This window comes from Nostoc sp. 'Lobaria pulmonaria (5183) cyanobiont' (genome assembly GCF_002949795.1).
Lineage (GTDB): Bacteria > Cyanobacteriota > Cyanobacteriia > Cyanobacteriales > Nostocaceae > Nostoc.
In genome coordinates this window covers 3,884,310-3,897,197 of the sequence record NZ_CP026692.1, presented here as the reverse complement: position 1 = coordinate 3,897,197, position 12,888 = coordinate 3,884,310, and the positions used below count along the sequence as shown (strand labels likewise).

Below are 12,888 nucleotides of genomic sequence, written 5' to 3'. Positions count from 1 at the left end.
TACAACCGAGAAGCCCCATAAATCTGTTATGGAAAAAACCGAAAAACAGAAAATGCTCGCAGGCGAATTATATTTGGCCGAAGATCCAGAATTGGCTGCCGAAAGTAAGCGAGCCAGTCGTCTGTTGCGAAGGTATAATTCTACAACCGAAGAACAGCAAGAGCAACGGCAGCAAATTTTACAAGAATTATTTGGAAAAATCGGTCAAAAAGTAGCAATTGTGCCACCCTTTCACTGCGACTATGGCAGTAATATTTTTGCTGGCGACAAATTGTATATGAATTATGGCTGTGTAATTTTAGACTGTAATACAGTTCACATTGGTGAAAATGTTTTATGCGCTCCTTATGTGCAAATTTATACTGCTTACCACCCAACAGAGCCAGAAATTCGTCTTTCTGGTAGAGAATTAGCTGCCCCAATTAAGATTGGTAATAATGTCTGGATTGGTGGCAATGCAATTATTTGTCCAGGTGTAACTATTGGTGATAACACAACCATTGGTGCTGGTAGTGTCGTTGTCAAAGATATACCTGAGAATGTTGTCGCTGCTGGTAATCCCTGCCGCGTCATTCGGTATTTGTCGTAGAATTTAAAATTTATAACCTCTAGCAATCCAATAGAGCCAGTCTGCGATCGCTTCTTGAGTTTCACTATCAACATCAATGGCTGCTATTTCAGATAATTTGGCAGAATATACATCATCATCCTTACCATTAATATAAGCCACTTCCACAAACATATCTTTTAAGCACTCATCATCTGGGGCCATTCCCAGTACTTCCACTTGTTTCTCTTCGACAGCACCTGATTTGCGTCCCTTCTTAGTCCATGTAGCCAAAAAGGGAAAATTCAGAGCCTCTTCGAGGTAGTAGTACCAACCCATAGCCCGGTCTTCTTTGTCTTCAGCATCTACAACGATCTCCGTTTTAATGCGATGCTCTCGGTTTTCGTCGGCTTCAACACTAGGCATAAGATAACACTTTGCGTATAATTCATTTTGATAATACTACCAAAATGTTTCTAAAATCATAGTTAAATATATCTATTATGTCCACTTAATTACTTATTCACCTCCCACAACCCCACCCCTTAATCTTCTCTTTGGAAACTCTTAGAGCAGGGTGGGGTGAAATGACTGTGGCAATCATAACTAATTATCTGGAAATGATATAAACTCTACAAAAAACCGCTTGTCAATGACAAACGGTTTTCTAGTTATTGTTCTTAAGGGGAACTTATTCGTTGCACTAAGATGCAAAGTTTTTCTTAACGCTCAAGCGCAAAATTTTCACAGATTAAACAAGTCTCAAATCAGGATAATTTGCTAACACATCATCAGATGTGAGAGTATCATTTTCAGCTTGAGGAGTCCAAAGAACTTCAATTGCTAGAAGCTTTTCGCTAGGGATACTACCAATTTGCCGCAAAGCTTGACGCAAATCATCAGCACTATTAATCGCTGTGGGGATGTCAAACTTACCTAGTGTCGCCGCCAGCAAGGTGACGATAATGTATTCACCAGCGCCTTCGGTAAATAGGCGGGTGGGGTTGTCGAGTTCACCAGTCGCAGGTAAAGCATCTTTGGCAAGGGCTGCTTTTAGCTGGTTGTTGACGTTAGAAAGAGTTTCTTCGCTAAACTTGCTGCGTTCTGCCAATGACAGCCGATTAAACTGACCTTCAGCTGAATTCAAACTGGCTTGTTGAGTGCCACCACCTGCATATACAAAGTATTCGGGATGGCGGAGTAAAGCGAGGCTAGCTTCTTGTAGAATTTCTGCTCTGCCTTCTGGGGTGTTAGTATCAGCAGTTTCAGCAATGTGGTTGAGTTCATTTTGCAATTCACGGGCTTGAGCTAACAAACCTACTTGCAAACGAGCTACAGAAACAGAAGAGTTACTGCTGTAATCGGCTTCTCCAGTTTCACCACTAGAGACGCGGCGGAAAGTTTGCAATAAGAAATTAGCGATCGCCAAGAAAATTAAGATGGTAAATATACCACCAAATCCTCCTCCAATACCCCAGAAGGGAAGTAGGAAGGGAAAGCCAAAGCCACCACCAAAACCACCACCAGGATAGTATCCGCCCCCGCCAGGAGGTGAGTATGTGCGCGGTGTATAGGTGCGGCTGGAAGGTGCTCTAAAGGAGCCACCACCGATACGACCCCCACTGCGGGCTGCTAATGCGCCATCGGCGTGACCAAGAGCCAAAGCTAACACCAAGCTTAGGGCTAAGAAGGTTTTTAACAGCGGTTTGATGGTTTGTTGTAGTTTTTTACGCATAAGACAATCGCTTGAAAAACGGAATTATTATTTATGATCTCTACCCCTATTGGGAGCAGTGTTGCAGGATGTCGCTAACGCTAGCCCCTAACAAGCAAGTTTGTAGCATTCACGTAGCATTTACTTTTAGAGGCTACATATTTAATTTACCGCGTCTTATCTTGGGTAAGTAGCGATCGCAGGGGGGATTTCTCGACTGGGGAACCGTACCTGAAGATATGTTTATCCTCACAGAAATTTGCGATGTCTACGACAGGCTACGCCTACGGGCAATTGTTTGCTATGCTTTGGACTAGCACTTTCAGACTACAGTTTTGAATTATACAGATGATTGGAATTTTTGGTGATTATTTTGACTAATTTTTTTAATTATTCACTGAAACGGTGTCGAGTAAAAAAACAGGAGTTACGCAATCCGAGTAGCAAGTGAATCTGACTTCTCACGGAATTTGGAAAATCTCTCTTTTTCATATCTCTCCTTCTAGCAGAGAGACTTTAAATTTTCTCTCTTCCCGACACAGGAAGGAGGTGAAATTTTCCTGGGCTTTTCCACATCACGTCAAAAGTCAGGAATATTTATTTACAAGTATTCCTTTTTAACTGATTACTCATGATTTAGAACTGCTCAACGACTTGCCACGATTTGTAGAATTATTTAATACATTTAAAATGTCTAAGCTTACGTATATATATAATAGTATAGACTGTCTGTGATGCTTGTCAGTTATGCCAGACAGACACCATCTTGTTGTTAAACAGTTACAAGTATTTTTAGCATTTTGGCACAATAGTTCAGGTATTTAGAATATTCTATTGAATGTAGCTAAATTTGGGAATCGCAACAGTTGTTCACTGAGCAATTTCGCTATAAGTGCTAGTTTTGATTTATTGTTCATCATGTACATAACTTCTCATTAATGGAGAAATTTGCAACAAAAATAAAATCAACACAATAAAAAAACAATCTTCCTGGCTAATCTTCTAAAATCGGCTTCAAATTTGTCTACCAAATTCGTTTTAAAAGAAATAAAATAATAATGATGGCTTTGAAAGTAATCCTAATTCGAAATAAATTAAAAACTATTTGAAATATAGTTGTCAACTTTATTATGGAACATATTTCTCAACTAACAGCCGAAATCAGAGACAAAGCTGCATATCCAGATATCCTAATCATATCCCGGATCTTCCTGCCGAAAGAAGCTGTAATTGGGGAATATATCTACAATCGCTGTCTCCAAGATCCAGAACGAGTAATTGTGCTGGCAGCTAGTTGCTCAGGAGATGGAGTATTTGATGAAAGTCAACAGTTTCCTGTGTATCGCTGGTATTATCCTAAATATTGGCGTAGCGGCTATGTGGGAAATATCCTGAAGCCTTTGGTCAATATCGTCTGCTCATTTGTCTTAGCAATTAAACTCTATTTTCGCTATCACTATCGTTATATCGAGTGGGGCCACGGCTATGATTTTCCTTCACTGTTGCTATTGAGCTATTTGTTACCTATTCGGTTTTTTATCTATTTGCACGGCAACGATCTTCTTTGTACTTTACACAATCCCGTGCTGCGATCGCTATTTAAATTAACACTCAAACGCGCCGAAGGCATTGTTTGTAACAGCTCTTATACAAGAGACTACCTCAGAACTGCTTTCCGATTAGATACTCCTACCCACGTCATTAACCCAGTAATCAGACCAGAAAAATTTGGTAATAATGTAGCCAGTCCCAGTAGCCTTGATGATTTACGGGTTCGCGTGCGTCAGACGTACAACATTCCCGAAACAGCAATAGTTATTCTCTCCATCGGCAGATTAATAAAACATAAAGGTTTCGACCGAGTAATTGATAATATCCCAATATTGCTAACTTTTGGGGTTGATGTCCACTATATACTCTGCGGTCAAGGGCCAAGTGAATCTGAACTTAAATCTCTGGCGTATCGTTTGCGGGTTGATAAGCGCGTTCACTTTGCCGGATATGTGCCAGAGCGAGAATTAGCAGGTTATTATGCCGCTTGCGACATATTTGCCATGCTGACTTTATCGGATACTAAACCTAATAATATGGAAGGTTTTGGTATGGCTTATTTAGAAGCAAGTTACTTCGGTAAGCCTATAATTGCTCCTCGTTTAGGCGGTGTTCTAGACACAGTTCAGCATGAAGAAAATGGAATACTGGTTAATCCAAATTCTGGTTATGAAGTTTTTCAAGCTTTCAATCGGTTGTGCAAAGACCAGCAACTACGTGAGCAACTTGGCCGCAAAGGTAAAGAATTAGCCAAGCGTAGAACACTTCATCGGTCGCTTTACAAACCAGAGGGAAGAAATACAATTTTATGAAATAAATGCAGATCGAGCAATCATCAAAATATAATTTCCGTAATATACAGCAATCCTAAATCATTCCTAATAAATAAAATCCCCAACTTATTAAATAAGTCAGGATCTGCGGTTTGCAATTATTGCTATAGTAGTTCTAAATCATCAGATTCAAAAAATGCTAACAATGACAATTTGCTATAAGTCCTATTTATAAATCAATCCAGTTCAGAATGAGCAACAAAACCCTGATGTAGAGACGCAATTTATAGCATCTTGAAAGACCAATTATTTACATCAATAACCCTTAACCTAAGTGTATTGACTTATAAATAACCTTTAAAAAATTGCTTCGCAAATGAGCAAGATTGCAGTGTAAAATCACGCTTGTGATCTGATTAAATGTGCAATGAAAAATATCTGGTTTCGCATAGAGTAATACCTTCAGCGTTACGCAAAGCACCGAATGCAATCTTTTGTGTTTACAGTCATTGGATGTCTTGCTGAAGATGCAGCCGCCTACATTGAGATTACACGACGCAGCCTCAAGAATTTGGGCTTGCTGGCTCAGATCAACTAACCACCTCCGACAATAGTTACCACTTCTAAGCGATCGCCTGGTTGCACTTTTGTTTGCAGCCAAAACTGGCGGTGTAAAATTTCGCCATTATATTCTACAGCTACCAAACGGGGATTGAAACCCAACTGTTGGAGTAAATCAGGTAAAGAAGTTTGAAATGAGCAGCTATGGGTTTCCCCATTTACCTGAATCGTAATCTCGTTAGACATAAATGTGGGGAATGGGGAATTGGGTATTGGTTACTCACTTTGGGCTAATGACAAATAACTCTTTTAAAGTTCTGGTTTAATGCGATTGAGTTGAGAGAGCAAATATTGCGTTACTAGGGTAGGCTGTTCGGCTTGCATAAGCGATCGCACCACCGCTACACGTTCGGCTCCGGCATCGATCACATCATTGACATTATTGGCATCTATTCCCCCAATTGCAAACCAGGGAATTGAGCAATTTTTGGCAGCATAGCTGACATATTCTAAACCTGTTGCTACCTTACCTACTTTCGTGGGAGTTTCATAAACTGGCCCCACGCCAATATAATCTACACCTTCAGCAATTGCTGCTTGCATTTCTTCTTTATTTGTGGTAGAAAGCCCTATCAGACGCTGCGAACCCAGTAATTGCCGAGCAACAGCAATAGGCATATCTTGTTGTCCCAGATGCACCCCATCGGCATCGACAGCTAAAGCTACATCTACGCGATCGTTAACGATGAACAAAGCACCGTAGATGTGGCATAACTGCCGTAATTTTCTCGCTTGTTCCAGACGCAAAGAATCATCGGCATTTTTATCGCGGTATTGTAAAAGCGTTAATCCCCCTTTGAGGGCAGCTTCAACGTTGTTCAACAAACTTTCACTAGGGGAAGTCACAAGATACAAACGCGATCGCCACAACAATTGATGGCGCTGATGACCCATTAAACTACTTTCTAGGGTATAAACCTGATAGCGCATCTGCTTACAAGCTTTAGCCATATTTGGCTGGAAAAGCTTGCTGTATTCTTCCAACACCCGTAATGCTTCTTCTATCCGGCAAAAGTTAGCTTGCAAGACCGATTTTATACTAGCTCGTTGTTCTTCTTGAGGATGAGTTAACTCAGTCCCAGGATCGCCTGGTGTATCTCGCGCCGCCCGCAATTCTGAGGTATGCCACTTGGCTACCTCTTGTCGCAGCCGCTTGCATTCAAGAGCCAACTGGGCATTATTCAACCCAAACCGACACCATTCCTCAATAATTCGCAAGCCCTCACGAGCGCGGTCTAAATTGGCATCTAAAATGCGGTAAACAACTTGCTGTATTTGCTCTTTTTGGCTGTATGGCTCGACCATTACAACAACCCCATTAGTGCTTTCATCGAAGTGTGAATTATCATAAGTCCTAGTAACCATAAGTTAATTAATTTGCTTTTTTTTACTAATTTTTGCGGAATCTACGCAAAACAACGTAGTAATGAGGGTTACGGTAAATTATCCCATGTTCCTATAGACAGTGATAAGGGTAGTTTGAGGCTACAGTTTCGCACTGAGCTTAGTCAAGTATTTTATGGTAAACAACAAGCTTGCAAAGGACTGCCAAAAGAAAATCCACAATAGATATATTAGTGAAGACAACGTAGAGACTAGCAGTGTTACCTCTCTACAAGGATTTTGGATAACGCATATTTAATTTCACTCTTATATCCATTTAGATATGGGAGTAAAAATGACGTAGGCACAATTCAGTAATTGTGCCTACAAATTATTTTGGGCAACGCACAATTAATTTCTGGAGATGTCTAATATCATTTATTACTATGTATTAAATATCGCCAATGGGTCAAGATATGAGTAATATTATCGACATAATACTCACTAGAGAGTATAAGAATTTATTGTTACCTCTAAGGAGTCGTGTTAAATATGATTCTCCCTCGTGTGTTTACTGAGTACCGTAGAGTAGATGCTCTGCTTGCAAAGCTGAAGTTTTTGAAATCAGCAAGGCTTTTATTTTTTAGTTTTTCAGTATTATCTTTTACTGTATGTATGGAAACGGTAAGTATAGCGTTCCTGGGTACAAGTCTGGATAGTGCGATCGCTCAGATTCCATCGACACCAGATTCAGCGCCTGTGAATCAGAAAACACCTTCTCAGGCTAATGTGCTATTTGTCAATCCTGGTGTTGGAGATGACAAGGCAGGCAATGGCAGCGAATCCGCTCCTGTAAAGACGATTACCCAAGCCTTGCGATTAGCTAAGGCCAATACTGTAATTATGCTTTCCACTGGTACTTATAGCGCCGAGACAGGAGAGGAATTTCCCTTAATACTGAAACCGGGTATTTCAATTCAAGGCAACCCCAGCAATCAAGGTAAAGATATTATCATTCAAGGAGGCGGTGATTACCTGAGTCGGAGCTTTGGCGGTCAAAATGTCACAATTGTTGGAGCCAACCAAGTCTTCCTCACTGGGGTAACGGTGACGAACTCCAATCGCCGTGGTTACGGTTTATGGATTGAATCTAGCAATCCGGTAGTCGCGGAAAATACTTTTAGTGGCAGTACTCAAGATGGGATTTCCGTCAGTGGTAATGCTGCACCCACCATTAGCAAGAATTACTTCGATCGCAATGGAGCCAATGGTATCACAATTGCTGGTAACTCTAGTCCGCAAGTGAAGGAAAATGTCTTTCACCAAACAGGTTTTGGGATTAATATTGCCCAAAACGCCGCTCCTATACTTATAGGTAATCAAATTCAGAACAATAGATCGGGAATTGTCGTACAAGCAAATGCCCGCCCGATTTTGCGGAATAATTCTATTCAAGATAATAAAGAAGATGGTTTAGTTGCGATCGCTCAAGCAATGCCAGATTTGGGTAGTGCATCCGAACCTGGGGGTAATACATTTCAAAATAATGCCCGCTACGACATTAACGCCAGCGCTGCTAAACAGGTGATTCCTGCTGCTGGTAACAACCTTGTGAGCGATCGCATCAGTGGCAAGGTAGATATTAACGGTACAACAGCACTAGTAACCGAAAATTCTCAACCCGCTCCTAACAACGTATTACGACAAATACCAGCAAGTGGAGAAATTACCTTCTCGGGCCCCGAAATCTCTGAAACTACCAATGGGCACAGTAACAGCATTTCAGCAAATAATCCTGTTTCTGGGCAATTAAACAGTCAACTGCTGCCATTAATGCCAGCCAATAATGTACCGCTTTCCACGCCTATATCCAATCAACAACCACCCACTTCTAGCGTCGCCGGATTTCCTACTCCTAGCAGCTTGTTAGGTAAACAAATACCAACTAACACTTCAAGAGTTACAACTTCCAGTCCAGCACAGCCACTTGATACACCACAGTTAAATTATGTGCGGCTCGATCCTAATACCATTGAATTTACTACCCCTGAGTCCCCATCCAATTCAGTTGCACAGCCACCAGTTCCAAGTATGAAGGAGCAAACACAGCAGCCATTACCAATACTAGAAACTGCTGCCCCAGGTGCTTCAGAACTTTTACCACTTCCCAATCGCAATATCCCGATTGTTAATACTCGCAATCTGCAAACAAGTTCTGCAAGTATTCCCGATAGTGGTAACTCTGCGAGACAATTTGGTGTGCGTTATCGCGTAGTAGTGCCACTTGCAACTGATAAGGATCGAGATTTGGTAAAATTGCTTGCTCCTGGTGCGTTTCCCACAGTTTGGCAAGGTCAAAGAGTTATGCAAGCAGGAGTATTTAGTAGTGAATATAACGCTAAAGAAATGCTAAAAACACTCTCTAGTAAAGGTTTAAGAGTTATTATGGAGCCGTTGAATTAATTGGGCATTGGGCATTGGGCAAAAGGGGCAAAGGGGAAAGACTTACATCCTCTCCAGTCTTTTTCCTCAATTTTGAATTTTGATGTCAGGGCGATCGCTCTTTAACGGGTAAAGTAAACTGAAGACAGAAATACCACAAATCCAAGAATTGGCCCCATGAGCGTTCAAATCGAATTTCAGGTTACCGCTCCACCGTTTCGTTGGGATGAAGCTGGAGGTATTCGCATTGGTCAAAGCCGCGTTACTCTCGATAGCTTGCTAGCAACATACCATAACGGCTCTACACCTGAAGAAATTGCTGTTCAGTATCCCGTTCTCTGTTTAGGGGAGATATACGCAGCGATCGCATATTATCTCACCCATCGCCAAGAAATTGACAATTATCTAGAGCAGCGTCGCAAAAAAGCTCAACAACAGCGAAATCAATTTGTCCAGCAGTATAATTTAGCTAATCTTAGGCAGCGCTTGCGCGATCGCTATCAGCCCCAAGGAGAATTCTAGCCAGTGCGTCTATTGACTGATGAGAACTTCAATGGCTCGATATTGCGGGGCTTGATAAGACGTTTACCTGGATTGGACATTGTTCGTGTCCAAGATATAGGTCTAATCCATACTGATGATTCCACTATCTTAGAGTGGGCAGCCAATGAAGAAGGCATCTTGCTTACCCATGATGTAGCAACGATTACTGTTTATGCTTATGAGCGAATCAACAAAGGTTTGTCTATGCCTGGAGTTGTTGAAGTTATTGCAACGGCTCCAATCGGACAGGTCATTGACGACTTATATTTATTCGTTCGTTGCAGTAAGTCTGGCGAATATGAAGGCCAGATCCTTTTCATTCCCTTTTCTTGATTGTAATGGGCGAGCGCGGGTCAAAATGAGATCAATTGCTTTAAGAGAGCGATCGCTTTTCTAATGTGGAGGAGGCAATCGCGGTTTCATCAAAGGAGCGATCGCACACTTTTATATCTGCGCTGATTTGGCGACTTGCGTCTGGATACAGCAGGCTGAGTTTTTTCTGTTTTACCAACTTTCGGTGATTGGGGATCGGCTAATACCAATTCTCTAAAATAAGGCAACAGATGTAAGCAGGGATTGCCTTGGTGTATCTAAATTTCTCAATTGCGTTAGCGCAGCGTTAGCGAGTCCACGTTCGCTTTTAGCGTCTCGTAGAGAGCGTCATTGCGAATTGCGAATTGCGAATTGGTATAAGATATCCAGGGCAGACAAATGACAAAACTCGGCAAAACAAGAGGTAGCGTTACCGTCAGTATGCCAGATTTTTACTGAAGAACCAGAAAAAATAACTCTCAATTATAATAAAAAATATTTATGTAAAAGTTCTCCTGGAGATAATTTTTGCCGTTTGTGGTAATGGTGTGCCAGTAAAAAAAACCGTTGCATACATCAGATATTTTTAGGAATAATACGAAATCACAATGTATTTATTTAGTAATTCAGTTTAGGAATTATTAGGCACTGATTATGTTTCTATAATGACTAATTACTGTAATTGCAAAAATACGATTTTTCTAAGTAATAACACTGGTATTAAAGCACAACAGAGAAATGAAAAGGAGTTAACTATGGATCTATCTGAACCGCCAAAATTACTTGTTCCCTATGTAAGTGGATTGATTATCTTATGCATCTCTGTACTTTGGTTAGTTGAGCAGTTTGTAATTTGGTTCCGTAATCGCACTAGTGACTTTCCCTTTGAGCCACTAATTGCTACAGCTACTGCTCTTGGGCTTCTACTTGTCTCTCCTGGTCTAGAAGAGAAAGATTGGGTACTATCATGGGTAATCTTTCTCATCGCTTTAGGGGTGCTGATATGGATGATGGGAAAAATACAAAATATCAAAAGATGGCAATTCCAGACAGTGATTGCTATTTTTGTGCTTGTAAATATAATACTATTTTGGAATTATAATCAGAATGACTTGCATGGTGAGACGATCAAGGTGATGTTGCAAACTGAACCGAATCGTGAGTCAATTGATAATTATTGGACACGCACTTGGGAGAAGAGTGCTGCTGAACAATTTCAGAAAGATTTTGGTGTAAAGGTCGAAATTATTCCTGTTAAAACTGGAGTTAGCAAACGTCTAGATCAATTTTTAGAAGCACTTGATCCAGAACTTCCACTCAAGCAAGGGGATGAAGTTGATGTGTTTGCTATTGACGTAATTTGGACTGGGTTAATGGCAAGACACGCAGCAAATTTACAACCAATCTTTCAGGAGTTTTCAAACAAATTTAATTTGAATATCTTTGAAAATAATAAAGTTCGTATTGGTAATAATACTAAGCTCGTCGCTGTACCTTGGTTCATTGATAATGGGCTACTCTTTTATCGCAAAGATCTACTTAAAAAGTATTTCCAAAGCGACCTTCCACCAGACACTTGGCAGGAGTTGGAAAAGAAGGCTATGGAAATTCAGGATCAAGAGCGAAAACTAGGAAATAAGGACTTCTGGGGCTTTGTTTGGCAAGGTGACCCATCTGAAGGGTTGGTATGTAACGCTCTTGAGTGGCAGTTTTCTCACGGTGGCGGTACGGTTGTTGCTGTAGAGAAAAACGTCGTAAATGTAGATATCAATGTAGAAGCAACTACTAAAGCATTTGATCGAGCAAAAAACTGGATTGGTAAAATTTCGCCGCCAGATATTCTTAAAGACTACGATCATAAAAAGGCATACCAAACTTGGAGAAAAGGCAATGCTGCCTTCATGCGTAACTGGCTATATGCTTACTCCGATACCTTTAAGGAAAGTCCAGAGCTTCCAAATCTTCAAGGTAATGTTGGGGTGACGCTATTGCCAAAAGGTGATGATAAGAATGCAACCTATGCTTCCACATTAGGCGGGTGGCAGTTAATGATCAATGCCCGTTCTCAAGGAAAGCAAAAGAAAGCCGCAATCGAGTTTGTAAAATTCTTATTAAGTAGGGAGGAACAAAAATCAATTGCACTTAAAACTGGTAAAGTTCCTGCCTTAAAAGAACTCTATACTGATGCAGAAGTCTTGGATAAGCTTCCATTTCTTAATGATAATGAGGATAATTCTAAACTCAACAAGCTCTTTACGGGTGAATCTTCTGTGATTGTGCGGAGACCATCCTCCTTAACAGGTAGAAGTTACCCTATAATATCGGAGGTTTATCTTAATGGGGTTCGCGACATATTGCAACGTAATGTTGTAAATACGCGAAAAGCTGTAGAGATGTTACGGGATAGAGTAAAGAACCATCTCAATACTTAGTATGCTTGGGAGCATCCCATATTCAGACTCCAGAACACTCAACAGCTTCTCTTCCACAGTCATCAGATAAAGACGATTCAGCTTCCCCAATGACTGCAATAAATTGTTGACTGTCTCCTCCAGTGAGTCTGAGTATATTCTACTGATGCGATCGCACCAGCAGTTAATGGCTCCATCTACTACCTCTTAAGCGCGGCATCATATTTTACTTTTACCACATAGTTTCTCTTTTAGATTTCGCAATTAATGAAGAAAATATCTAGTTAGCTTATGATTTAGGCTCCTATTTAGACTGCATTCCACTTTTGGGCTATTAAGTAGAATGGGTGGCTGAAAGTATTCATTACTCGTGCTCGTGAGCGGTGTCACCACATAAGTGTATTTTACCAACTTAGGGTTATAAGTTGGTATTTGAGTTCTGACTGGATTAGTTAGTAACTATGTACTAAAAAAGTGTCTGCTTGTAGCCTTCTTATATTTGGTTAAAACAGAGAAGTAAAAAGTTGAATTATATTTATGATACTTTTGTGCGCGATCGCCTTCGCCGTAAATCGGGTTAAGGCAAGAAAACTCATCATCTAATACTTCAATACGATTTCAAAGTACCTCAACACGATGTTGAAGTACCTC

The 12,888-nt window shown here is 40.7% G+C and carries 11 protein-coding genes; 6 read left to right on the top strand and 5 right to left on the bottom strand.

The annotated features are described in order from the left end of the window. Positions 1–28: 28 nt before the first annotated feature. Positions 29–589 (top strand): sugar O-acetyltransferase, encoded by a 561-nt coding sequence (locus NLP_RS17085; RefSeq protein ID WP_104907438.1) that lies wholly within the window; start codon positions 29–31, stop codon positions 587–589. A gap of 3 nt (positions 590–592) precedes the next feature. Here NLP_RS17085 and NLP_RS17080 read toward each other — a convergent pair whose 3' ends face one another. Together NLP_RS17080 and NLP_RS17075 are read right to left on the bottom strand one after the other, a co-directional pair. Then, entirely contained in the window at positions 593–973 is a 381-nt protein-coding gene (locus tag NLP_RS17080; RefSeq protein WP_104907437.1) for a calcium-binding protein, read from the bottom strand. A gap of 325 nt (positions 974–1,298) precedes the next feature. Then, complete coding sequence (locus NLP_RS17075) at positions 1,299–2,282, bottom strand: DUF1517 domain-containing protein (protein WP_104907436.1); 984 nt, start codon at positions 2,280–2,282, stop codon at positions 1,299–1,301. Between the two features lie 1,109 nt (positions 2,283–3,391). Between NLP_RS17075 and NLP_RS17070 the strand changes: the two genes are divergently transcribed. Continuing rightward, a complete protein-coding gene (locus tag NLP_RS17070; RefSeq protein ID WP_104907435.1) occupies positions 3,392–4,624 on the top strand; it encodes a glycosyltransferase family 4 protein in 1,233 nt (410 codons plus the stop codon). Positions 4,625–5,179: 555 nt separating this feature from the next. On the opposite strand, the gene thiS is transcribed toward NLP_RS17070, so the two are convergent. Both thiS and NLP_RS17060 read right to left on the bottom strand, forming a co-directional pair. Further along, complete coding sequence (gene thiS / locus NLP_RS17065) at positions 5,180–5,392, bottom strand: sulfur carrier protein ThiS (protein ID WP_104907434.1); 213 nt, start codon at positions 5,390–5,392, stop codon at positions 5,180–5,182. A gap of 63 nt (positions 5,393–5,455) precedes the next feature. Beyond that, positions 5,456–6,511: a thiamine phosphate synthase gene (locus NLP_RS17060; protein WP_234016967.1), complete on the bottom strand. Its 1,056-nt coding sequence runs from the start codon at positions 6,509–6,511 to the stop codon at positions 5,456–5,458. Between the two features lie 570 nt (positions 6,512–7,081). On the opposite strand from NLP_RS17060, the gene NLP_RS17055 reads away from it, so the two are divergent. The 3 genes from NLP_RS17055 (at position 7,082) to NLP_RS17045 (ending at position 9,847) form a co-directional block, all read left to right on the top strand. Further along, on the top strand, positions 7,082–8,992 hold the full coding sequence (locus tag NLP_RS17055) for a DUF1565 domain-containing protein (protein ID WP_104907432.1): 1,911 nt from the start codon (positions 7,082–7,084) through the stop codon (positions 8,990–8,992). Positions 8,993–9,148: 156 nt separating this feature from the next. Then, positions 9,149–9,493, top strand: a complete 345-nt coding sequence (locus NLP_RS17050; RefSeq protein ID WP_104907431.1) for a DUF433 domain-containing protein — start codon at positions 9,149–9,151, stop codon at positions 9,491–9,493. A gap of 3 nt (positions 9,494–9,496) precedes the next feature. Further along, the gene (locus NLP_RS17045; RefSeq protein WP_104907430.1) at positions 9,497–9,847 is read left to right on the top strand and encodes a DUF5615 family PIN-like protein; all 351 of its coding nucleotides are present in this window, start codon (positions 9,497–9,499) and stop codon (positions 9,845–9,847) included. Between the two features lie 40 nt (positions 9,848–9,887). Here NLP_RS17045 and NLP_RS33300 read toward each other — a convergent pair whose 3' ends face one another. Beyond that, positions 9,888–10,025 (bottom strand): hypothetical protein, encoded by a 138-nt coding sequence (locus NLP_RS33300; protein ID WP_158680440.1) that lies wholly within the window; start codon positions 10,023–10,025, stop codon positions 9,888–9,890. A gap of 556 nt (positions 10,026–10,581) precedes the next feature. On the opposite strand from NLP_RS33300, the gene NLP_RS17040 reads away from it, so the two are divergent. Then, positions 10,582–12,258: an extracellular solute-binding protein gene (locus tag NLP_RS17040; RefSeq protein WP_158680438.1), complete on the top strand. Its 1,677-nt coding sequence runs from the start codon at positions 10,582–10,584 to the stop codon at positions 12,256–12,258. Positions 12,259–12,888 lie beyond the last annotated feature (630 nt).

What these genes read in the sequence shown, in the direction of transcription:
- NLP_RS17050 (WP_104907431.1), top strand. Translation starts at nt 9,149, where the DNA reads ATGAGCGTTCAAATCGAATTTCAGGTTACCGCTCCACCGTTTCGTTGG.
- NLP_RS17070 (WP_104907435.1), top strand. Translation starts at nt 3,392, where the DNA reads ATGGAACATATTTCTCAACTAACAGCCGAAATCAGAGACAAAGCTGCA.
- NLP_RS17085 (WP_104907438.1), top strand. Translation starts at nt 29, where the DNA reads ATGGAAAAAACCGAAAAACAGAAAATGCTCGCAGGCGAATTATATTTG.
- NLP_RS17040 (WP_158680438.1), top strand. Translation starts at nt 10,582, where the DNA reads ATGGATCTATCTGAACCGCCAAAATTACTTGTTCCCTATGTAAGTGGA.
- NLP_RS17060 (WP_234016967.1), bottom strand. Translation starts at nt 6,511, where the DNA reads ATGGTCGAGCCATACAGCCAAAAAGAGCAAATACAGCAAGTTGTTTAC.
- NLP_RS17055 (WP_104907432.1), top strand. Translation starts at nt 7,082, where the DNA reads ATGATTCTCCCTCGTGTGTTTACTGAGTACCGTAGAGTAGATGCTCTG.
- thiS (WP_104907434.1), bottom strand. Translation starts at nt 5,392, where the DNA reads ATGTCTAACGAGATTACGATTCAGGTAAATGGGGAAACCCATAGCTGC.
- NLP_RS17075 (WP_104907436.1), bottom strand. Translation starts at nt 2,282, where the DNA reads ATGCGTAAAAAACTACAACAAACCATCAAACCGCTGTTAAAAACCTTC.
- NLP_RS17080 (WP_104907437.1), bottom strand. Translation starts at nt 973, where the DNA reads ATGCCTAGTGTTGAAGCCGACGAAAACCGAGAGCATCGCATTAAAACG.